Annotated in this window: 18 protein-coding genes; 1 reads left to right on the forward strand and 17 read right to left on the reverse strand. The window is 63.5% G+C overall.

The features are described from left to right. Positions 1-19: 19 nt before the first annotated feature. From urtD to urtA, 4 genes are all read right to left on the reverse strand, one after another. Complete coding sequence (gene urtD, locus ACZ445_RS02905; RefSeq protein ID WP_179028625.1) at positions 20-853, reverse strand: urea ABC transporter ATP-binding protein UrtD; 834 nt, start codon at positions 851-853, stop codon at positions 20-22. Then, the gene (gene urtC / locus ACZ445_RS02910; protein ID WP_058423554.1) at positions 850-1,917 is read right to left on the reverse strand and encodes an urea ABC transporter permease subunit UrtC; all 1,068 of its coding nucleotides are present in this window, start codon (positions 1,915-1,917) and stop codon (positions 850-852) included. The genes urtD and urtC overlap by 4 nt, the downstream gene beginning before the upstream one ends. Further along, positions 1,917-3,419 carry an urea ABC transporter permease subunit UrtB gene (urtB, locus tag ACZ445_RS02915; protein WP_058423555.1) on the reverse strand — a complete coding sequence of 501 codons (1,503 nt, stop codon included), beginning with the start codon at positions 3,417-3,419 and terminating at the stop codon, positions 1,917-1,919. The genes urtC and urtB overlap by 1 nt, the downstream gene beginning before the upstream one ends. Before the next feature lie 145 nt (positions 3,420-3,564). Further along, on the reverse strand, positions 3,565-4,830 hold the full coding sequence (urtA, locus tag ACZ445_RS02920; RefSeq protein ID WP_058423556.1) for an urea ABC transporter substrate-binding protein: 1,266 nt from the start codon (positions 4,828-4,830) through the stop codon (positions 3,565-3,567). 262 nt (positions 4,831-5,092) lie between these two features. On the opposite strand from urtA, the gene ACZ445_RS02925 reads away from it, so the two are divergent. Further along, positions 5,093-9,649, forward strand: coding sequence for a hypothetical protein (locus ACZ445_RS02925; protein ID WP_464707978.1), 4,557 nt, complete (start codon positions 5,093-5,095; stop codon positions 9,647-9,649). A gap of 5 nt (positions 9,650-9,654) precedes the next feature. Here the strand turns inward: ACZ445_RS02925 and ACZ445_RS02930 are convergent, their stop codons facing one another. From ACZ445_RS02930 to ACZ445_RS02990, 13 genes are all read right to left on the reverse strand, one after another. Further along, the gene (locus tag ACZ445_RS02930) at positions 9,655-10,665 is read right to left on the reverse strand and encodes a FecCD family ABC transporter permease (protein WP_058423558.1); all 1,011 of its coding nucleotides are present in this window, start codon (positions 10,663-10,665) and stop codon (positions 9,655-9,657) included. After that, complete coding sequence (locus ACZ445_RS02935) at positions 10,662-11,609, reverse strand: ABC transporter substrate-binding protein (protein ID WP_058423559.1); 948 nt, start codon at positions 11,607-11,609, stop codon at positions 10,662-10,664. Before ACZ445_RS02935 ends, ACZ445_RS02930 begins: the two co-directional genes overlap by 4 nt. Continuing rightward, positions 11,606-12,388 (reverse strand): ABC transporter ATP-binding protein, encoded by a 783-nt coding sequence (locus tag ACZ445_RS02940; RefSeq protein ID WP_179029839.1) that lies wholly within the window; start codon positions 12,386-12,388, stop codon positions 11,606-11,608. Before ACZ445_RS02940 ends, ACZ445_RS02935 begins: the two co-directional genes overlap by 4 nt. A gap of 140 nt (positions 12,389-12,528) precedes the next feature. Further along, positions 12,529-14,637, reverse strand: a complete 2,109-nt coding sequence (locus ACZ445_RS02945; protein ID WP_464707979.1) for a TonB-dependent receptor — start codon at positions 14,635-14,637, stop codon at positions 12,529-12,531. A gap of 150 nt (positions 14,638-14,787) precedes the next feature. Then, positions 14,788-16,170 (reverse strand): PepSY-associated TM helix domain-containing protein, encoded by a 1,383-nt coding sequence (locus ACZ445_RS02950; RefSeq protein WP_058423561.1) that lies wholly within the window; start codon positions 16,168-16,170, stop codon positions 14,788-14,790. Positions 16,171-16,295: 125 nt separating this feature from the next. Then, positions 16,296-18,365, reverse strand: coding sequence for a TonB-dependent copper receptor (locus ACZ445_RS02955; protein ID WP_464707980.1), 2,070 nt, complete (start codon positions 18,363-18,365; stop codon positions 16,296-16,298). A 93-nt stretch (positions 18,366-18,458) separates the two neighbouring features. Further along, complete coding sequence (locus ACZ445_RS02960) at positions 18,459-18,860, reverse strand: DUF2946 domain-containing protein (RefSeq protein ID WP_058423563.1); 402 nt, start codon at positions 18,858-18,860, stop codon at positions 18,459-18,461. 11 nt (positions 18,861-18,871) lie between these two features. Continuing rightward, on the reverse strand, positions 18,872-19,354 hold the full coding sequence (locus ACZ445_RS02965) for a copper chaperone PCu(A)C (protein ID WP_058423564.1): 483 nt from the start codon (positions 19,352-19,354) through the stop codon (positions 18,872-18,874). Positions 19,355-19,401: 47 nt separating this feature from the next. Next, on the reverse strand, positions 19,402-19,797 hold the full coding sequence (locus ACZ445_RS02970) for a DUF2946 domain-containing protein (protein WP_058423565.1): 396 nt from the start codon (positions 19,795-19,797) through the stop codon (positions 19,402-19,404). 349 nt (positions 19,798-20,146) lie between these two features. Further along, the gene (locus tag ACZ445_RS02975) at positions 20,147-20,470 is read right to left on the reverse strand and encodes a helix-turn-helix domain-containing transcriptional regulator (RefSeq protein WP_025859536.1); all 324 of its coding nucleotides are present in this window, start codon (positions 20,468-20,470) and stop codon (positions 20,147-20,149) included. Positions 20,471-20,475: 5 nt separating this feature from the next. Continuing rightward, on the reverse strand, positions 20,476-20,808 hold the full coding sequence (locus ACZ445_RS02980; RefSeq protein ID WP_058423566.1) for a type II toxin-antitoxin system RelE/ParE family toxin: 333 nt from the start codon (positions 20,806-20,808) through the stop codon (positions 20,476-20,478). 56 nt (positions 20,809-20,864) lie between these two features. Beyond that, positions 20,865-21,590: a cobalt-precorrin-6A reductase gene (locus ACZ445_RS02985; protein WP_464707981.1), complete on the reverse strand. Its 726-nt coding sequence runs from the start codon at positions 21,588-21,590 to the stop codon at positions 20,865-20,867. Then, positions 21,587-22,792 carry a bifunctional cobalt-precorrin-7 (C(5))-methyltransferase/cobalt-precorrin-6B (C(15))-methyltransferase gene (locus tag ACZ445_RS02990; RefSeq protein WP_058423568.1) on the reverse strand — a complete coding sequence of 402 codons (1,206 nt, stop codon included), beginning with the start codon at positions 22,790-22,792 and terminating at the stop codon, positions 21,587-21,589. Before ACZ445_RS02990 ends, ACZ445_RS02985 begins: the two co-directional genes overlap by 4 nt. Position 22,793: the final 1 nt, after the last annotated feature.

The raw sequence follows: 22,793 nt of genomic DNA on the forward strand, positions 1-22,793 counted from the left end.
AAGCAAGCCAGTGTCCTGGTCAGCGACCGAGGTAAACCTCGATCACCCGCTCGTTTTCCTGCACCTGCTCCAGCGACCCTTCGGCCAGCACGCTGCCCTGGTGCAGCACGGTCACGTGGTCGGCAATCGAGCCGACAAACCCCATGTCGTGCTCCACCACCATCAGCGAATGTTTGCCCGCCAGGCGCTTGAACAGTTCGGCGGTGAACTCGGTCTCGGCGTCGGTCATGCCCGCCACCGGTTCGTCCAGCAGCAACAGTTGCGGGTCCTGCATCAGCAGCATGCCGATTTCCAGGAACTGCTTCTGGCCGTGGGACAGCAACCCGGCCTGGCGCTGTGCCGAGGCAGTCAGGCGGATGGTGTCGAGCACTTCATCGATGCGGTCTTTCTGTTCGCCACTCAGGCGTGCGCGCAGGCTGGCCCACACCGATTTGTCGGTCTTCTGCGCCAGCTCCAGGTTCTCGAACACGCTCAGGGCCTCGAACACCGTGGGCTTCTGGAACTTGCGGCCGATGCCAGCCTGGGCGATCTGCACTTCGCTCATGCCGGTCAGGTCCAGATTTTCGCCAAACCAGGCGGTGCCGTGGCTGGGGCGGGTCTTGCCGGTGATCACGTCCATCAGCGTGGTCTTGCCCGCGCCGTTGGGGCCGATGATGCAGCGCAGTTCGCCGACGCCGATGTACAGGTTCAAGTCGTTGAGGGCCTTGAAGCCATCAAAGCTCACGCTGATGTCTTCCAGGGTCAGGATGGTGCCGTGGCGGGTGTTCAGGCCCTTGCCGGCCGCCTGGCCAAGGCCGATGGCATCGCGGCCGCTGCCCGCATCGAAAATGGGTTCCAGCATGACGTTCCTCATTTCTTCAACAGGCCGATAACGCCCTTGGGCAGGTACAGGGTGACGAGGATGAACAACGCCCCGAGAAAGAACAGCCAGTATTCCGGGAAGGCCACGGTGAACCAGCTCTTCATGCCGTTGACTACGCCGGCGCCGAGCAACGGGCCGATCAGCGTGCCGCGCCCGCCCAGGGCCACCCACACGGCGGCTTCGATGGAGTTGGTCGGGGACATTTCGCTGGGGTTGATAATGCCCACCTGCGGCACATACAGCGCCCCGGCCAAACCACACAACACCGCGCTCAACACCCACACGAACAGCTTGAAACCACGCGGGTCGTAGCCGCAGAACATCAGGCGGTTCTCGGCATCGCGCAGCGCGGTCAGTACCCGGCCGAACTTGCTCTGCGCCAGGCGCCAGCCGATATACAGGCTTGCCACCAGCAAGGCGACGGTGGCGACAAACAGCACCGCCCGCGTGCCCGGCTCGGTAATGCCAAACCCGAGGATGCTGCGGAAGTTGGTGAAGCCGTTGTTGCCGCCAAAGCCGGTCTCGTTGCGGAAAAACAGCAGCATGCCGGCAAAGGTCAGGGCCTGGGTCATGATCGAGAAGTACACGCCCTTGATCCGCGAACGGAAGGCGAAGAAGCCGAACACCAGCGCCAGCAGCCCCGGCGCGAGCACCACCAGGCACAAGGCCCAGAGGAAGTGCTCGGTGCCCACCCAGTACCACGGCAGTTCGGTCCACGACAGGAAGGTCATGAACGCCGGTAACTCATCGCCCGAGGCCTGGCGCATCAGGTACATGCCCATGGCATAACCGCCCAGCGCAAAGAACAGGCCATGGCCGAGGGACAGCATGCCCGCGTAGCCCCATACCAGGTCGAGGGCGAGGGCGACGATGGCGTAGCAGAGGATCTTGCCCACCAGGGTCAAGGTGTAGGCCGAGACATGAAACAGATTGTCCGGCGGCAACAGCGACAGCAACGGCAGTGCGAGCAGTACCGCAAGGATCACCACGCCGACGGCAATCGTCAGTTTGGGGCCGGCCTTTTGCGTGGCCGTGAGCATCAATGGCTGGTTCATCAGTCGATCACCCGTCCTTTCAGTGCGAAGAGTCCCTGCGGGCGTTTCTGGATAAACAGAATGATCAGCGCGAGGATCAGGATCTTGCCGAGCACGGCACCGATCTGCGGTTCGAGAATCTTGTTGGCGATGCCCAGGCCGAACGCCGCCGTGACGCTGCCGGCCAACTGGCCGACACCGCCGAGCACCACCACCAGGAACGAGTCGATGATGTAGCTCTGGCCCAGGTCAGGGCCGACGTTGCCGATCTGGCTCAAGGCGACCCCGCCCAAACCTGCGATACCCGAACCCAGGCCAAACGCGAGCATATCCACACGCCCGGTGGGTACGCCGCAGCAGGCGGCCATGTTGCGGTTCTGGGTCACGGCGCGCACGTTGAGGCCCAGGCGGGTCTTGTTCAGCAGCAGCCAGGTCAGCAGCACCACGCACAGCGCAAAGGCGATGATCACGATGCGGTTGTACGGCAGGACCAGGTTGGGCAGCACCTGGATCCCGCCGGACAGCCATGCCGGGTTGGACACCTCGACGTTCTGCGCGCCGAACACCAGGCGTACCAGTTGGATCAGCATCAGGCTGATGCCCCAGGTAGCGAGCAGGGTTTCCAGGGGGCGGCCGTAGAGGTGACGGATTACTGTGCGCTCCAGAGCCATGCCGATGGCGGCGGTGACGAAAAACGCCACCGGCAGCGCGACCAGCGGGTAGAACTCGATGGCCGCCGGTACGTAGCGTTGCATCAGCAGTTGCACCACATAGGTGGAGTAGGCACCGAGCATCAGCATCTCGCCGTGGGCCATGTTGATCACGCCAAGCAGGCCGAAGGTGATCGCCAGGCCCAGGGCCGCGAGCAGCAGGATCGAACCCAGGGACATGCCGCTGAAGGCTTGCCCGAGCAGCTCGCCGATCATCAATTTGCGCTTGACCTGGGCCAGGCTGGTTTCGGCGGCGGTGTGCACGGCGGCATCGCTTTCGACACCCGGCGCAAGCAGGGCTTCCAGGCGCGTACGGGCCAGCGGGTCGCCGGTATTGCCCAACAAGCGCACCGCATTCAGGCGAATGGCTGGATCGGTGTCGACCAGTTGCAGGTTGGCCAGGGCCAGGCTGAGGGCGGTGTGGACCTCCTCATTGGTTTCCGTGGCGACCTGCTGGTCGAGGAATTTCAACTGCGCGGGTTGTGCGCTTTTCTGCAAGGTCTTCGCGGCTGCCAGACGCACCTTGGGGTCGGCGGCGAGCAGTTGCTGGCTGGCCTGCACGTTATCGATCAGGCCGCGCAGGCGGTTGTTCAGGCGTACGGTTTTGGTCTCACCGTTGACGGTGAGTTGACCTTGTTGCAGGGCGTCCACCAGCTCGATGCGCGCCGGGTCGGGCTGGGCAGCCCAGTCCTGGAGCAGTTTGGCTTGTTGGGTGGGGTTGGCGGACAGGAAGTCTTCGGCGTCGCTGGCGTGTGCGGCCAAAGGCAGCAACAGCAGCAAAGCCAGTAAGCAGCGGTAGAGGGCAGTGGGCATAAACAAATGTCCTGATCACGCGCGGACAAGCTTGATGTGGGAGGGGGCTTGCCCCCGATGGCGGTGGGTCAGTCAGCACATGCAGAGCCTGACACTCAGCTATCGGGGGCAAGCCCCCTCCCACATTTTTATCTGCGCTTGGGGCTTAGTTACTTTTCACGGCGTAATCCGGCTTCTTGTCATTGCCAGGAATGTACGGGCTCCACGGTTGTGCGCGGATCGGCTCCTGGGTCTGCCACACCACCGAGAACTGCCCATCGGCCTGGATCTCGCCGATCATCACCGGCTTGTGCAGGTGGTGGTTGGTCTTGTCCATGGTCAAAGTGAAGCCCGACGGCGCGGCGAAGGTCTGGCCGGCCAGGGCTTCGCGTACTTTGTCGACATCGGTGGACTTGGCTTTCTCGGCGGCCTGTGCCCACATGTGGATGCCCACGTAGGTGGCTTCCATCGGGTCGTTGGTCACGGCTTTGTCCGCGCCCGGCAGGTTGTGTTTCTTGGCGTAGGCTTTCCAGTCGGCGACGAATTTCTGGTTGACCGGGTTCTCCACCGACTGGAAGTAGTTCCAGGCCGCCAGGTTGCCCACCAGTGGCTTGGTGTCGATGCCGCGCAATTCTTCTTCACCCACGGAGAACGCCACCACCGGTACATCAGTAGCCTTCAAGCCCTGGTTGGCCAGCTCTTTGTAGAACGGCACGTTGGAGTCGCCGTTCACGGTGGAGATCACCGCGGTCTTGCCGCCGGCGGAGAACTTCTTGATGTTGGCAACGATGGTCTGGTAGTCGCTGTGCCCGAACGGGGTGTAGACCTCTTCGATGTCTTTATCCGCGACGCCCTTGGAATGCAGGAACGAGCGCAGGATCTTGTTGGTGGTGCGCGGGTACACGTAGTCGGTGCCCAGCAGGAAGAAGCGCTTGGCCGCGCCGCCTTCTTCGCTCATCAGGTACTCCACCGCCGGGATCGCCTGCTGGTTGGGTGCCGCACCGGTGTAGAACACGTTCGGCGACATTTCTTCGCCTTCATATTGCACTGGGTAGAACAGCAGGCCATTGAGTTCCTCGAACACCGGCAACACCGATTTGCGCGACACCGAGGTCCAGCAGCCGAACACCACGGCGACCTTGTCCTGGGTCAGCAACTGGCGGCCTTTCTCGGCGAACAGCGGCCAGTTGGACGCCGGGTCGACCACCACCGGCTCGAGCATCTTGCCGTTCACGCCGCCCTTGGCGTTGATCTCGTCGATGGTCATCAGCGCCATGTCCTTGAGGGACGTTTCGGAAATGGCCATGGTCCCGGACAGCGAGTGCAGGATGCCGACCTTGATGGTCTCGGCGGCCTGGAGGGTCCAGCTCATGCCCATGGCGGCAATGGATGCCGACAGTGTGAAAGCCTTGATCAAGCTGCGACGCTTCATGGTGCGATCTCCGTGTACCCAAGTGTTGTTGTTGGACAGATGCAAGGGCGATTGCAAAGGCTGTGCCCGCTTTGCCGGGAGTGCTGTCCAGGGCTGTATCGGGGCGGGCGCGCCACGCAGGGCGCACTGAAACGGCGCCGCAGCAGCTGGGTGGTGCGGGGCGGGCATTGTTTTGGTGCGCGGCGCCGCTGAACTATTTAGCGCCCGGCGAATGGGGCGCGGGAGGATGGTGGGCACTTCGATTCTGCCAGGAGCTGTTCACATGGACGACCAACCCACGCGCCCGCAACGCGCTGCACTTGCACGAGGCCACGCCAAGCTGGGCAAGCTGACCCCGGCGTTCATCAGCACCGACGATCTGGTGCGCTACCTTCATGAACGCATGGCCCCACGGTTGCAGCTGGAACATGCCAGCGTGCTGCTGCAACGCTTGTCCGACGGCCTGTATCTGGCCAATGAACCGATTCCCGACCGGCCCACGGTGTTCAACTGGAACCTGTTGCTGGATGTCGATCCGGTCAGCCAGGACTTTATGGACCCTGAAGGTTTTCGAATTGTCGGTGGCTGGCATGCACACACGAACATGACCGATTGGGTCAAGCGAGAAAACCCCTCGTGGACGGCGGACGAAGTCACCGCGTTCCAGGGGTTTTATTCCGAGCCGGACATCATCATCATTTTCCAGGACCGCCATCAATTCAAGGTCGTCTACCTGTCCGGCCCCGATGGCACGCTGCTTAAGTTCGAGCCCGATGATTCCACCGCCGGCGCGGACTACGCGCGTTGGCTACGCAACCGCGGCGGCTTTGATTCGCCCCATGCCCACAGCGGCACCCTCGCGGGGTATTACCAGAAGCTGGCGTCGCTCGGGCGCTTGACCTTCCTGGCGTCTATTCCCGCCTGGGGCGATTCGGTGGGCGCGGTGCCCGCTGATTGGCAACCACGCAAACCCTTCAAGGCTCCAGCGCTGGCGTTGCCTTGCAGCCCGGTCTTCATGGACAAGCAGCAAGCGCTCTCCCATGCGTGGTCGCGCATCCAGCGCAGGCCAACCGCCAGGCAGCACGTATTGATCCTGCAGCGTGATGGCCACGAGCATTACCTGGCTGGGGAGCCAGAACGGGAGGCCTCTGTCGGCGGGCAACTGCCTTTACTGCCCGCAGGTTGCCACCTGCACGGCATCTACTTTCACTCCCGACCCTTGCCGGGCCTGTACCCTGATCAAGAAGCCTGGCTGTTCAAGCATTTCGTCAGCCCCTTGGAGTTGGCACAGCGCATCGCGCAATTTCGCCAGTACAGCCGTGGTGTGCAGTCCACCCTCGGCGCATCGCTGTATATCCGTGTGCGCGATGAAGCGATCCTGCGTTATCGCTTCTCCGGCTCAGCCGCCGAATCCCGGTTGTTCACCCAGGCCGCCGACGGCACGGTAGAGGCCGATGAGCTCCAGTCCAAACTGCACTCGGGCGTGTTGCTGACGCGCGATTTTGTCCGGCAAGTGGCCAGGGCCGGTGAGTTGACGGTGGAGAAAACCAGCGCGTTGTGGGACCGCAGCGGTTTAGTGGACGACACGTGGACGCCTTATTCGCAGGTTGCCTTGCCGGCATTGAGCGCGGCATTTCTCACCGCCGACGATGCGGCGCTCCATGCCCACCGGCGTATCGGCAGGCGCCGCGAGCAGGGGCTCGGCGGGCTGATCCTCAAGCGCGGCGATGGTCGCTTCGTGGTGACCGAGCCGCTGCCGGCCGGGCCACGCCCATTTGCCTTCGCCGGTGGGTACCCGGTGGACCGGCAGAAACAGCCGATCATTCTGCATCCCGACCACCATTTGCATGGGCGCTACGCTTCGCGCACGGCGCTGTCGCTGACCGACCCGGCCCAGGCGGTCGAGCGCAAATGGACCCGCCAGGACACCGAACTGAATGCGCAGATGTTCCTCGCAGACGACGTTGCCGATCTGTTGGCAACCGGGCAAGTCGGCTACCTGTCGGGCACCGAGGACTGCCTGCTGGCCCTCGCCCCTTCGACCACCACCCTGGCGTGGCGCAAGCAATGGTCCCGCGAGACGGCGGGCATGCGCAGTGCAATCAATCAGCGCCTGGAAGAGGGCAAGGTCAAGCCCGCCGATGTTGTGCGTACCCTGGCCGAAGCGGGCACGCTGCGTATCGTGCTCGGCAATGCGTTGTGGGGGCCGGCCGGTTTCGTCGAGGTGGACTGGGGCCCTTGGGTGCGGGCGCTGACGTTCCAGCGCCCCGCGACCGTCAGCCACGGGCCGATCTTCGAAAGCGCCGATGCGGCCGCGCGCGAACGGCACCGACACGCAGCCCATTACTACGGTGACGATCATGTCAGCCGTTATTTTGCGTTCGTCCTCAAGCATCGCCAGCGCGAAGAGTACGTCGCCAGTGAGCTGGTCCCGGTGACGCGGCAGTCGGCGTTGCTGGCCCTGTCCCGGCTGTATGGCAATGCCTTGCCCGAGGGCTTTGACTGCCACAGCCTGTACTACAGCAAACCCTGGGTCGGCAACGGCACCCGCGGCTGGCTGCAACGGTTTTTCATCGAGCCGGAAGACTTGAGCGAGGCGCTGTTTCAGGCACGCGTCAATGCGCTGTTGTCGCCCCTCGGCAAGCCGCTGTACATCGCGGTGCCGGACGGTGCGCTGCTGCGTTATCAGTCACCGTCCACCCAAGGCCTGTTCGAAACCAACAGCATCGGGGACAGCGCGGCGACGGTGCGCGCGAAGCTCAATATTGGCACCCTGACGCCGTTGCAGTTTGTGCGCAATGTGGCGATTTCCGGTCGCCTGGAGGTCGTCCAGACCAGCCCCTGCTGGGACCGCGAAGGCACGGTCACGGGGCTGTGGATGCCCTACGCGCACCTGCTGCGGCGCCGGCTGAGCCCGGCGTTTGTGTCGATGGACGATGCCGCGCTGTACGTGCGTCGTCGTGTGCCGACGAACATCGAATACCCCTACGGCGGGCTGGTCCTGCGGCGCGAAGACGGTTGGTTTTTTGCCACCGAACCTTTGCGGGTCCCCGATGACAGCTTCGACCTGAAATGGATCTTCCCCGACGAATTGGCCACACGGGGCGAGCATCCGCCGCGCACGGTGCCGGTTGCCAGTTACTACGCGAGGCCGGCGCAGCAGTGGCCGTTCATTCTGTCGCCCGCGCAGTCGCAGGTGTACGGCAACCTGTTTTCCACCCGTGCGCTGGCGCAGGTGTTCTTGACCGAGCGGACGCGTATGTCTCATTACTGGCTGCCCGCCGATGGCGCGTTGCTTCGTTTGAACGCGCGTCCCGAGGAAAAAGCGCCGCTTGTGACCAGCGTCGACCTGGTGACACGCCCACGCAATCATCATGACTGGCTCAACGGCCGGCTCGAACGCATGCTGCGCGAGGGCGAGTTGACGCCCACCGAGTACGTCAACCGCGTTGCCCAGGCCTTCGCCTTGCACGTGGTCAAAGGCAGCGCGCTGTGGGGCAGCCCAGGCCCGGTACGCGCCTGGCAACCCTTTATGCCTGTGCTGCCGACCCACGATGCTTATGTGCAGGCCTACCACGATCCGGTGTGCAGCCCGGTGCATGTGCAGGCCGATGACGCTGTGCGCTACGCCCATGAACTTGCTGGCACGAGGAGCGAACTGCAGTTTGGCTACGTGCTGGAGTCGACCAGCACCGGGCGTTTCATCGCCACGCTGCCGATCACTGACGCCGGGGCCAACCTGGCGCATCGACGGGTATTCAGCGATGCCGGTTACCCTCATCGCTATGCCTTGGGCGGCCTGTACCTGTGTGCACCGCAGGTGTCCGAGGTGGTGCCGAGCGCGCCCGCACAGGCAGGCGACGGCGTCTATCAAGGGCTGTTTTTGCCGTCACGGTTGATTGAGGCGATGTACCAGGTAACGAGCACACAGGAGCGCCCAGCCTTGCCTCTTTACCTGTCGTGCGCGGATGGGGCACTGCTGCGGTTCGTGGTGCGCGACCCACGGTTTATCGGGTATGGCGATGATGTGAAGCTGCGCCTGCGGCTGCTCACCCCACGCGACTTCATCCGGCGCATGGCGGCGGCCGGCGAGCTGCGGATCCTGGTGCCCAGCGAGCATTGGCCGGGGACCGGTATCGTCGGCGCAGACTGGCAGCCGGGACGCTCCCGTGGGGTCGAACCGGCGGGCGACAACTGCCGCGCATTGGGACCGGTCCATGCGCATCAAGATGACGCGGCGGGGTTCGTCCACGCTCGCGCCGGGCGTTTCACGGGGCAACAGGCGATCAGTGCGTTGCTGGAGGGCGGCGGGGTGATGGGCAAGCATGTACCGGTGCTGGCGCTGCCGGACAATGGTTTCCCTTCGGCGACGGCTGCGCGGTTATTTGTGACGGGGCCGTGGCCTGCAGGCTTGCAAGTGCGGGCGGCGCATCTGCTGTTCCATGCCGGGCTGGATCAGCCGCAGATGGGCGTCGAGCGCTTGTATGGCGAGCACTTCGTGAGCTTTCGTGAACTGGCGTACTACATTCATTCGCTCAAACAGCAGGGCTTGGCGATCAACGGGTTTTACCTCACCGCCCGGGACGGTGCCTTGCTCGGTTATGAGCCGCGCTTCGACCAGGCCGAGTACAACCTGCTGGCAACCACCGGCAAATGGAGCGGCGAAAGCGGTTACACGATGTTCGCACCGGACCCCTCACACGTGTTGGCCGAACTGGCGCGCACCGGCCGGTTGCGGGTTCTGCACACTGGTGAGTTCTGGACCCTGCGCGGCGTGCTGCGCGTGGACCTGAAACTGCCCGGCAGCCCCGGCGGGCGACCGTCCAGGGACGAACTCTGAGGCGGTCAGCGCCGGCGCATCAGGCCGATGAAGAACAGCCCGCCAATCGCCGCGGTGGCCACGCCGATGGGCAGGTCCTCGGGGGCGATAAGGGTGCGAGCGGCCACGTCGACCCAGACCAGGAACAGGCTGCCCAGCAGCGCGCACACCGGCAGCAGGCGGCGATGCTCGGCACCGACAAGACGCCGGGCGATGTGCGGCACCATCAGCCCGACAAAACCGATGGAGCCGCTGATGGACACCAGCACACCGGTCATCAATGAGGCCACCAGGAACACCTTCAGCCGCACGGTACGGGCGTTCAGGCCGAGGGTTACGGCGGTCTGTTCGCCAGCCATCAGCGCGTTCAACGGGCGAGCCATGCCCAGCAGCACCAGCAACCCCAGCAGTACCGTCAGCGCCGGAATCGCCAGCAGCTCCCAGCGGGCCAGGCCAAGGCCGCCGAGCATCCAGAACATCACCGCTGACGCAGCGCGGTGGTCGCCCATGAACAGCAGCAGATTGGCCGCCGCCATCATCACAAACGACACCGCCACACCGCACAGCAACAGGCGATCACTCTCCAGCCGGCCGTTGCGACTGGCCACGGCCAACACCACCAGCATGCTCGCCAATGCCCCGATGAACGCGGCGATGGGCAAGGTCAGCAGCCCGATGACTTCGCCCACATGCAGCACCACGATCACCGCGCCCAGGGTGGCACCGGACGTGACGCCGAGCAAGTGCGGATCGGCCAATGGGTTGCGCGTGACCGCCTGCAACACCGCGCCGATCAACGCCAGCCCGGCGCCCACCAGCGCGCCGAGCAACATGCGTGGCACGCGGATCAGCCACACGATATGTTCCTGCCCGGCCGGCCAATTGACCTCGCCGACACCGAGCGCCTTGTACAGCAGGATTCGCCACACGACGTCCACCGGCACCCGTGCCGGGCCGAAGCCCAGCGAGAGCACGCAGGAGACCAGCAGCACCGCGCCAAGCGCGGCGAGCAGCAACCCATAGCGACGGGTGATCATTCGCCGTGGAACCCCTTGGCCAGGGTTTCCACCGCCAGCACGTTGTCGATACCCGGCGTGGCCTGCACGTAAGGGATCACGATAAAGCGCTGGTTGCGGATCGCATCCACCGCTTGCAGCGCCGGGTTGTTGAGCAGGAATTGCTCTTTCTGTTCGGCCGTGACTTCGCTGTAGTCGACGATCACGATCACCTGCGGGTTGCGCTCCACCACGGTCTCCCAGTTGACGCGAGTCCAACTGGCCTCGATGTCATCGAGAATGTTGCGCCCGCCCGCCGCGTCGATCAGCGCCTGGGGCGTGCCCAGGCGGCCGGAGGTCATGGCGCGGTCTTCACCGCTGTCGTAGAGGAACACCCGGGGCTTGTCGGCGGGCAGGTCTTCTCGCACCGCGGCGACCTGCGCCTGCATCTGCGCGATCAAGGCATTGGCGCGGTCCTGCACATCGAAGATCTTGCCCAGGTTGCGCAGGTCGTTATAGGTATCGTCCAACGTCGCGGCCGGGCGCTTCATCACGAAGGCGCAGGATTCAGTCAGCTCATACACGTTGATGCCCAAGGGTTGCAGCGTGCTCGGCGTGAGATCGCCGCCCACACGCATGCCGTAATCCCAGCCGGCGAAGAAGAAATCCACGTTGGCGTTGAGCAGGGTTTCCACCGAAGGGTATTTGCTCGCCAGCTCTGGCAAGCCGTCGAGCAACCCGGCCATTTCCGGCGTGACCGACTTCCAGCCGGTGACGCCGCTGTAACCGGCCATGCGCGGCTTGAGGCCGAGGGCGAGCATCATCTGGGTCATGTTGATGTCGTGGCTCACCGCGTGTTTCGGCGCTTCCTGGAAGGTCACGTCGCGGTTGCAACTCTTGATGGTAACCGGGTAGTGGGTCGCTTCGGCGAGTGCCCCGGCGGCATTGAACAGCAAGGTAACGGCAAGCAGCGAACGCAGGATCATGGTTGGGTTATCCAGGTGATTCGGGGGTAGCCGGACAGCGGGTGGGTATCGATCAACGCCTCGACGCCAAACACATCGCGCAGCAGTTCGCGGGTCAGCACCTCATGGGGCGTGCCGTTGGCGACGATGCGCCCGTGGTTGATCACGTACAGGCGATCGCAGAAGGCGGCGGCCAGGTTGAGGTCGTGAATGCTCGCCAGGGTACCGATGTGCAGGCGCTTGACCAGCCGCAACAGCTCCAGCTGGTAGCGCGGGTCGAGGTGATTGGTCGGTTCGTCGAGGATCAGCAACTGCGGCTGCTGGGCCAGGGCGCGGGCCAGGATCACGCGTTGCTTTTCGCCGCCGGAGAGGGTGGCGAAAGCGTGGTCCTCGAAGCCTTGCATACCGACGGATGCCAGCACTTGCTGGATCAACTGCCGGTCGTGCAGCGTGTCGCCGTCGAACAGGCCCTTGTGCGGCGTACGGCCCATGGCGACCACTTCATCGACGCGCAGGCCGAAGGCATCCGGAAACTCCTGCAACACCACGGCGATGCGTTGCGCGCACCACTTCGAACTCTGCTTCCACACGTTCTGATGCTCGAGTAACACATCGCCCTGCGCCGGTTTGCTGAACCGGTAGGCGCAGCGCAACAGGCTGGTCTTGCCGCTGCCGTTAGGTCCGATCAGACCGACGAACTCCCCCGCACCGACCTGCAGGCTGGCGTCACGCAGTTGGAACTGGTGATGGCAGTGGCTGGTTGGGGACCAGTTGAGGTCGGTGAGGGTTAGCGAAGTCATCAATACTCTCAGGTCAAACCAGGTCCAAATGTGGGAGCGGGCTTGCTCGCGAATGCGGTGGGTCAGTGACAGATGCATTGGCTGACACACTGCATTCGCGAGCAAGCCCGCTCCCACACTTTTGGCCGGTGTTGTATCAGTTAAAAGGTGTAGTCCGCCGTCACGAAGAAGGACCGCGGTTCGCCGAGGATCCACTGCTGGCCGTCGTTGTATTGGCTGACGGTGTAGGTGCGGTCGAACAGGTTGTTCAACTGCAGGCCCAGGGTGGTGTTGCGCAGGGCTTTCCACGACACGGTGGCATCGACCACGGTATAGCTCGGCAGCTCGTTCTGGTTGGCCATGTCGGCATAGCGTGCATCCACATAACGCACACCGGCACCGGCGCGGATATCGTCGGTCACCGCCTTGCTCAGCCACAGGTTGGCGGTGCGGCGCGGTACGTCCACCGGGCGGTTGCCGTCACGGGAGACTTGCACGCCATTGACGTCCTGTTTGAAGTCGTCGTACTGCGCATGCACGATGGCCGCGTTGGCTTGCAACTGCCAGGCGTGTGGCAGTTGCAGGTCGAGGCTGGCTTCCAGGCCACGGGAGGATTGCTGGCCGACTTGCTGCTGCAGGCTCGGGTTGCCCGGCACGTCGGTGAGCAGTTTCTTTTTGACGATGTGATACGCCGCCAACGTCCATTCGCCGCGCTGGTCCCAGAAGGCTTGCTTGATGCCGATTTCAGTCTGCTTGGCGGTGGACAGGTCGAATTGCTGTTGACCCTGGCTCAGGGAAATCAGGCCGCCGACGCCGTCGGTGCTGGTGGCATACTGGCCGTAGACCGAGGTGTCCGGCGTGATCGCGTAGACCAGGCCGGCCTTCCAGTTATTGCCGGTAAGGGTTTTGTCGGACTGACTGCCGGTGCGCAGTTCTTCGCGGTCGATGTGCGCGTAGTCGCGGCGCAGGCCGGTGATCAGCGACAGTTGGTCGGTGAGTTGCAGGCGGTTTTCCGCAAAGCCGGCAACGGTTTTGGTGGTGGTGGCGAACAGCGGCTTGAACGGGTCGTTGCTGGCGAACTGGCCCGGTGCGGGGTGGTTAACGTCGATGGGTTGGCCGCTGGCAAAGGTGTCGGTAAACGGCGAGTTGCTGGCCAGGCGGAAGCGGATACGGTTGTATTCCACGCCGGTCACGGTCTGGCTGTCGAGGCCGAACAGGCTGTGCTTGAAGGTGAAGGTCTGGCGGTCGCCCACCTGTTCCTGGTTGTGCTTGATGCCGTAGTTGCCGCTGCGGGTGAGCTGGCCGTCGGTGAAGTTGTAGTTCTCCGCGTTCTGCCAGCGACGCTGGTTTTTCAGGTAATACAGCTCGTTTGTGGCGCTGACGTTGTCGTTGATCTGCCACTCGCTGGTCAGGCGCGTCCACTGGTCGTTGTAGTGCTGGGTGTCGTTGCTGATGTTGTAGTTCTTGTCGCGCAGGCCTTTGTGCAACTGGCCGTTGATCAGCGGTGTGCCGAAGTAGTTCTGCGGGCGCTGGTCGCCGTAGTCGCTGGCGAAGGTGAAGCACAGGTTGTCTGCCGCCTGCCAGCGCAGGGCACCGCTGACGAAGTCGCTGCTGGAGTCGCCGTGGTCGATGAAGCCGTTGCTGCGCAGGCGATTGAGGTTCAGGCGATAGCTCAGGGTGTCGGTCAGCGAGCCGCCGCTGTCCAGGGCTTGTTGCTGGCGGTCGTAGGAACCGTAGCCGAGACGGATGTGGTTTTCGATCTCGCCGTCGAACGGTTTTTTCGGCACGGTGTTGATCACCGCACCGGTGGCGCCTTCGCCGTACAGCACCGAGGCTGGGCCGCGCAGCACGTCAACGCGCTCCACCGACCAGGTGTCCACCGGGAAGGTCGAGGTGCCCATGCCCATGTACATGCGGGTGCCGTCATACAGCTGCATCACCGAGCCCTGCCCGGTAAAACCCCGGGCCGACAGCGAGGTGCCGCCGTCGCCCGGCGTGCCGGTGCGGCTGATGCCGGTGGCGCGGGAGATTGCGTCCTGCACACTGGCGTCGCCGCGTTCGCGGATCTGCGTGCCGGTCTGGCTCTCGACGCTGCCGGGGGTTTGCAGGGCGGTGAGCTTCAAGCGCGAACCGGCGGTGGTCGGGGTCTTGAGGTCGACGCGGTCATCGTCCACTGCAGGTGCGGTGACAGGGCTGGCGGGCAAGGTCAGGGCCTGGGCGCTGGTATGCAGGGCGAGCAGGCACAGGCCGGACGCGAGGTACTTGTTCATCGTGTGGAAAATCTTCTTGGCGGCAGTGCTCGCCGCTGGGCGCGGCGAGCTGAGGCATGCATTAAGTGTTATAAGTTAACACTTCCTACGTCGAGGGCGAAAGCCCGCGTAAGACTACATAACGCCTCTATGTGGGGCATCTCGCCTATTTCATGTCGAACCTGAGACAGATTCACGTTGTGCGAACAGCCGCGACAGCACCAGGCGATCCAACACCCACACCACGATCAGCGACGCGCCCACCAGCGGGAAAATGATCGCCAGCCCGAGCATGATCACCATTGCGGTTTTCCATTTCGGCAGGTCGTGGCGCAGCGGCGGCACCCCCAATCCACCTGCCGGTCGGCGCTTCCACCAGATCACCACGCCGCTGACTGCGCTGAGCAGGATCATCAGGCAGATCAGCAGCACGATCAGCTGGTTGACCCAGCCGAACATCTTGCCTTCGTGCAGCATCACGCCGGTCTCGGTGGCGCGCGCCACCAGGTTGTAATGCTCCCAGCGCACATCGGCGAGGACCTTGCCGGTGTACTGGTCCACATGCAAGGTAGCGTCGTTGCGTGGGTCGTTGGCGAACACGGCGATGGTGAACACACCTTCGGCGGTGGTGGGAAAGGTGATGCTGTAGCCGGGCTCGACATGGCGCGCGTTGGCCAGGTCGACCACCTGTTGCAGGCGCACCGTGGGTGCAGCGGGGCCGGCGTGCAGGGCGCCGTGGTTCATGTGCTCGGCGTGGTCGCCGGACATCGGCATCGGCGTGTTCTCCATGGCCCACGGCACGGTCTGTTGGCTGGCGGTATTGAGGCTGCGCGCCTGTTGGTCGGACTGCGGCACGTTGTTCCACATCGCCGCTGGGAAGCGATTCCACAGCTCGGCGTATTGCTTGCCCCAGAAGCCGGTCCAGGTCATGCCGCTGAGCAGCATCACCAGCAACAGCGAGGCGCCCCAGAAACCGGTGACCGCATGCAGATCGCGCCAGAGCACCCGGCCACGGGCAGTGAAGCGCGGCCACAACACGCCGGCCGATGACTTGCCACGCGGCCACCACAGGTACAGGCCCGACACCACCAGCATCACGCCCCAACCGGCGGCGAGCTCCACCAGGCGGTCGCCGACCGTGCCGATCATCAGCTCACCGTGCAGGGCGCGGGCGATGGCTTGCAGGTTGTATTGGGCATCCTGTTCGCCGAGGACCGTGCCGCGATACGGGTCGACAAAGACCGTCACTTCGCGGCCATCGTTATGCATCACGAACTGCGCGCTGCTGGTGGCGTCGGCGGGGGGCAGGTATTTGCTGATCGCGCCCTTGGGGTAGGCCGCCTGGGCGCGTTGCAGTTGTTCGTCGGCGTTCAGGGCGTGCTCGGCGCTTTGCACCTTGAGCAGGTCGCCGTACATCAGCGGATCGAGCTGGGGTTTGAACAGGTAGATGATGCCGGTCAGGGCCAGCAGCACCATGAAAGGGGCGACGAAGAGGCCGGCGTAGAAGTGCCAGCGCCAGGCCAGGTTGTAGAAGGATATTTTTTGAGTGCTCATCATTGGGCTCCGCAAGGCTTTGAATTTTTTGTGTCTGGTTGGCCGTCATCGGGGGCAAGCCCCCTCCCACATTTGATGGTGTTCACAGAATCAAAAGTGTGGGAGGGGGCTTGCCCCCGATGCTCTTAGAAGCTCATGTCGACTTTGGTCCAGAGCGTTCGCCCTGGCTCCTTGATGGCTTGCGGGTCGGTGGCCGGGTAGCCGAACCCGGCGTTGCCGGCCAGGTTCAGGTGCTCGGCGTAGGCCTTGCCGAACAGGTTGTCGACGCCGGTGCTGACCTTGAAGTGCTTGTTGATGCGGTACGCCGCGTTCAGCGAGAACACGCCAAAACCGCCGCTCTTGTCGTAGTCCTTACCGACCACGTTGCCCTTGTTGGGGTCGATGCGGTGTTGCGCCGCGACCACGCGCCACAACGCGCCGGCGCTCCAGTCGTCTTCGCTGTAGGTGAGGCCCAGGCGTGCATCCAGCGGTGGCATCTGCGGCAGCGCCTTGCCGTCACTGCTGTTCTTGCCCCAGGCGTAGGCGAGGGTCGCGTCGGCTTTCCAGTTGCGCGTCAGCTTGTACGCCGCGCCCAATTCGCCGCCCATGATGCGGGCGTCGACGTTACGCGCCTGGGAGGTGGTGCCCATCATCCCGGGCCTGTAGTCGAACAGGATGAAGTCCTGCACCCGGCCGATGTAACCCGAGGCCCAGGCCTCCAGGTCGTCGGCTTTGTATTGCGCGCCGAAGTCGAGCTGGGTGGTTTTCTCCGGCTTCACGCCGTCGAAGGCATTCACCGAACCGACCGCGCCGGTGTTGGGCGAAAACAGCTCCCAGTAATCCGGGAAGCGTTCCGAGTGGCCCAGGCCCGCATAGACGGTAGTGGGGCTGTCGGCCAGGTCGTGTTCATACCGCACGAAGCCCGAGGGCAGGGTGTCGGCGCGGGTGTCGTCGGCGGTCGGGTTGGGGCGGGTCATCATCCCCGAGCCACTGGTTTGGCGGAAATCCTTGGCCGAGGCGCGGTCCACGCGCGCACCGGTGATCAGGCGGTCGCGGTCGGCGGCGTACCAGGTCAGTTCGCCGAACACGCCGTAGTTGTGGAAGTTGGCGTCCTTGACCCGTGGCAAATCCTTGTAGGTGTCGATGCCCATGCTGCTGCGTTGGCGGTGTTCGTTGGTCTGCGCGTCCAGGCCGCTGATCAGTTGCACATCGGCCCAGCGCCAGGTGGCCTTGATGCGTGCACCGAGGGTGCGCCGGTCGACGTTGGAGGCCATCGGCCCAGCCATCATCCCGGTGCCGGACGGTGTGCGCAGGCTGTAGTTGTCCATCACATGGTCGGCGTAGTTGTAGTAGACCTGGGCCTCGACCTTGTCCAGCACCTCGCCGATGTTGGACTTTTCAAAGCGCAGCCCGAGGCTTTCACGCAGGAACTGCGAACCGTCCATACCGCGCCCGGCGTAACGCGCTTCGCCATCGCCACGGCCGGCGGTGAGTTCCAGCAGGGTGTCGGCGTCGGGGGTGAAGCCGACCGCCACATCACCGTTCCATTTGTCATAGCGCGAGGCGACGGTGTCGTTGTTGCCGTCCTTGTAGTCATCGGCGTGGGCCTGGTTGCCGATTACCCGTACGTAGCCCAGCGGCCCGCCGGCGGCGGCATCGATGACCTTGTCGAAGCGCCCGTTGGAGCCGGCCAGCACACTGGCGTTGAGGCGGGTGCCCAATTCACCGAAGTGTTCCGGTTCACGCTCGAACAGGATGGTGCCGGCCGACGCGCCCGGGCCCCAGAGCACGGTTTGCGGGCCTTTGATCACAGTGAGCTTGTCGTAGGTCTCCGGCGAGATGTACGAGGTGGGGGCGTCCATGCGGCCGGGGCAGGCGCCGAGCATCATGCTGCCATTGGTGAGGATGTTCAGGCGCGAGCCGAACATGCCGCGCAGCACCGGGTCGCCATTGGTGCCGCCGTTGCGCACCAGGGCGAAGCCGGGAATGGTCTTGAGGTAGTCGCCGCCGTCGCTGGCGGGCACCGGTTGGCGTGGGTCTTTCGGGTTGGTGATAACGGTCAGCGGTGAGCTGGGGGCAATCGCCGTGATCACGGTGGGCGTCAGCTCATGCTCGGCGTGGTCATCGGCCTGAGCGTGAGGTGCCAGGAGCGCACCGCACAGGGCGGCGAGCACGGGGGTATATCCCATACGGGAGTCAGCAGGAAACCTGGACATGACACATTCCATCTATCAGTCGTAAACAACACGGCCAGCAGCCTGCGGCTGTCTGTCTAAAGTCGGCCGGGGTGAAGTAACGGTGTTAAGTGCTTACGAAGCGATGGGCGGCGCACGGCTGCGGGCGCCGGGGAAAATGCTCTGCCGGGCATGGCCCAGGCGTGTAGCGGGGGTGAGGGCGTTGGCCGGCGGCGGGCTGCTCAGGGTGAAGGTTGAAACACCGCCGGGCAGGGCTGGGCAGCTATAGAGCAGGTCGCAGTAGCCGCACTTGGACCAGAGGGCGTGGTGGTCGTCAGGGGCTTTGGGGTGATGGGAGGCGCCATGATCCATCGGCATGTCCATGGACATGTTCATCGACATACCGGCGTGATGATCCATCGGCATCGCTTGGGAAATCAGCGGACCGATAAAAATCATCAGCATGGCGAACAGGCTGATCCAACTGCCGCGTTTCACACGCGAGTGTGGAGACAACCTGGCGCGAGGGGCGCCCATCGCGTGTCAGCCTATTGCGCGTGCTTGTGTTCGTGGGCGGCCATCGGCGGCACTTTCTGCACCGACACTTCCACCTCGACCTTGCCGGCCTTTTCGAAGGTGAGCGTCAGCGGGAATTGCTTGCCGTCGGCCAACAGGCTGCGGTCCTTGAGGCCCAGCAGCATCACGTGATACGCCATCGGTGCGAAGGTCAGCTCGCCCTTGGCCGGTACGGCGACGCTGGGCACCTGCTGCATCTTCATCAGGTCGCCCTGCATCACATGCTCGTGCAGCTCGGCCTTGTCCGCCACAGGCGTGTCGACGCTGAGCAGGCGGTCCGGGCTTTCTCCGGTGTTGTGAATCACAAAGTACGCCGCGACGGTTGGCGCATTCGGCGGCAACTCCTGGGACCAGGGATCGCTGACCAGCAGGTCGCCGGCCTTGTAGTCATCGGCATTGGCAGCACTGAACACCGGCAGCAACAACGCGGCCAGAAGCAGGGAAGATTTGAGCATGACAGTTCTCCAGAACGGTTCTAAACGCAGTTCACTTGCGAAGAAGATCAGACCGTTGGAGAGGCGCGGGGGTTGAGGCTTGGCCATTGCTGGCGCGGGGTGGGGCTTCGCAGTTGGGGCGGCGGCAAGCTCTGTGAGGTGTTGAAATGCGCGAAATACAACTGCGGTACATGCCCTGGCAACGCCACCCACGGTGCCGAGCCCGAGCAACACCAGCAATGCTGCATGGTGGAATGATCGTCCTGCTGCGGCGCCGGAATCTCCAGCTTGCCCAGGGCGATGGTCTTGAGGCTCGCGCCATTGGAGGAACAGAAACTGCCCCACAGCAATTGCTGGGCCGGGTCGCTGGACTGCTGCATCGCGCTGGCCATCGGCATGGCAAAGGCGTTGAACAGCACTGCAAGGCAGGCGATCCAGGCAATTGCAAAGCGTTGACGGGCCATGGCGGACAATCCGTAGGGTTAAACGATCAGGCGGGTATTTAGCCTGATCGTAGGGGATAAGTAAAAAGGGGCGGTGTGGTTTGGTGTCGCAGTGACGGGTTTGAGGATAGACGGGATTTGACTGGATGCCGATCTTCAACGCTGCACCGCCCCTCCCACATTTGGCCGGTGTTCGGCAATGAATGGGGTAAACAGAAATTTCCGACAAGGATTGGAGGCTGTCCCTAGGAAGCTCGATTTTTAGTCTCCGTACACCGCTGCAAACGCAGCGGCCGGGCGTCGCGGCCCGGATCTCTCCACACGCAGAAGCGTCATCGTTTCCTTTCAAGGAGCGGCGCTCTTGCGTTTGTTATGCCGTGGGAACTCCGTGGACCTGCATATCAACACCCAGGGCTTTTCTAATCACCGCAAAAATCGCCGCTAGATTATCCATGCTTGGGTTACCACTGGCTGACAGCATCCGGTGCAAGCTCTTACTCGGTTTTGACGTTTCTTTAGCAAGGCCCTCAAAGCCTACTGTGGCGTTGACCAGATCACGCAGAATGACACGTGAAACTTCTGGCTCACCATTGAGAAACAACGTGGCAGCCTCATCTAGGAGAGCCTGGGCAAATTCAGGGTCGCGCTGAGCGCGTTCGGCAATGGTGTGTTTGTAGCTGCGGGTAAGCGCCATGCTGGTTACCTCTGTTGTTTCAATTTCTTGTCACGCTGATGTTCATTGATCAGCGACTTCACGACTTTGATATCGCGCTTTTGACTGGATTTGTCGCCACCACCGAACAGAATGATGAGTCGGTGGGCTTCTTGTATCAGATAAATTCGCAGGCCCGGTCCCCAGTCGATGCGGTACTCGCCCAGCCCATCGAACCACTTGATGTTGCTGGTGTTGCCCATTTCAAGTCGAACCAAAGCGGTGGAAACTCGGGTGGCTGCCGGCACACTCAAAGATGAAAACCACTCATCGAACGGGCTGGACTGGTTATCGCGTCGGTATTCTTCAATCTCAATCATTAGCCGTCCTGAAGGTAACAAATAGGTTACTAATCAAGCAAGCGAGCGATCCTGACTTATCGAATGAAATTTGCCAACGCGATGAGTGTTTCTTCAGGCGACAAGAGTTCCCGATCTACTTGCGCCAACACCGGCCGCTTCAACACCAACACCGGCACCCCACGCTCCCGTGCCACCTCCAGCTTCGGCTCCGTTGCCGTGCTCCCGCTGTTCTTGCTGATCAGCACATCAATGCCGCGCCGCTCGAACAACGCACGCTCATCCTCGATCAAAAACGGCCCGCGCGCGCCAATCACTTCACACCGCGCATTCCCCGGATACACATCCAGCGCGCGCAGCGTCCAGAACTGCTCCGGCGGGATCTCATCAAGATGCTTCAACGGCTCGCGGCCCAAGGTGAACAGCGGGCGCTTGAAGGGTTTAAGCGCTTCAATCAACGACGCCCAGTCACTGACCTCACGCCAATCATCCCCCGCTTGCGGCTGCCACGCCGGTCGGCGCAATGCCCAGCAGGGCACGCCGCACGCGCGCGCAGCCTCGGCGGCATTGCGGCTGATCTGCGCCGCATACGGATGGGTCGCGTCGAGAATCAGACTAATCCCCTCATACCGTACAAACTGCGCCAACCCCTCAGCCCCACCATAACCGCCGACCCGCACCTGGCAGGTCAGGTCGGTGGGTACGCGCCCAACCCCGGCCAGGCTGTAGATATGTTCCGGGCCCAATGTACGAGCAATGGCCAGCGCTTCGGTCACACCGCCCAACAGCAGGATGCGTTTCATAGCGGCTTGACCACTTCCAGCAAGGTAATCGGCAGCGCCTGGCGCCAGGTATCGAATTCCCCCAACGGCTGCGCCTGCGCCACGTGGACGCGGGTCAGCTCGCCGCCATGTTGCGCACGCCAGTTCATCAAGGTCATTTCACTTTGCAGCGTCACGGCATTGGCGACCAAGCGTCCGCCCGGCCGCAGGTGCTGCCAGCAGGTATCGAGCACGCCGTCACGGGTGACGCCGCCGCCGATGAAGATGGCGTTTGGTGCTTCCAGGCCGCTCAACGCCTCGGGCGCCTTGCCGCGAACCAGTTGCAGCCCGGGCACGCCAAGGGCGTCGCGGTTGTGTTCGATCAGGCCTTGGCGGCCTTCATCGGCTTCAATCGCCAACGCACGGCAGCTCGGGTGCGTGCGCATCCATTCGATACCGATGGAGCCGCTGCCCGCGCCCACATCCCACAGCAATTCCCCGGGCATCGGCGCGAGGCGGGCGAGGGTCATGGCGCGCACATCGCGTTTGGTCAGTTGGCCGTCGTGCTTGAAGGCTGAATCCGGCAGGCCCGCCAGACGCGACAGGTACGGTGTTGCGCCAGAGGCCACGCAGTCGATGGCGACCAGATTCAAATCGGCGACCGAAGTCTGTTGCCAATCCCTCGCCAAACCGTCGATACGCCGCTCATCTGCGCCGCCCAAGTGCTCGAACACACTCAACCGGCTCGGCCCAAACCCGGACTCAGCCAGCAGCGAGGCAATCAAGGCAGGACTGTGACCGTCATTGCTCAGCACCAACAAGCGCACGCCACTGGCCAGGTGCGCATTGATCGCTGCCAACGGTCGGGCCACCACGGACAATGTCACCACGTCCTGCAACGGCCAGCCCAACCGCGCCGCCGCCAGGGACACCGACGAGGGCGCCGGTAAAATCAGCAACTCTTCAGCGGGCACCTGCCGGGCCAGACTGGCCCCCACGCCATAGAACATCGGATCGCCGCTGGCCAGCACGCACACAGGTTCGCCGCGCTGCGCCAGCACCGGCTCAAGCGAAAACGGGCTCGGCCACACCTGGCGCTCGCCACGGATACACACCGGCAACAGGTCCAACTGGCGCTGAGCACCTATAATCCGCGTGGCGTGCAACAGGGCATGCCGGGCGCTCCTGCCCAGCCCCTTGAAGCCGTCTTCTCCGATGCCTACAACCGTCAGCCAGGGCGACATA

It is taken from the genome of Pseudomonas allii (genome assembly GCF_055380095.1).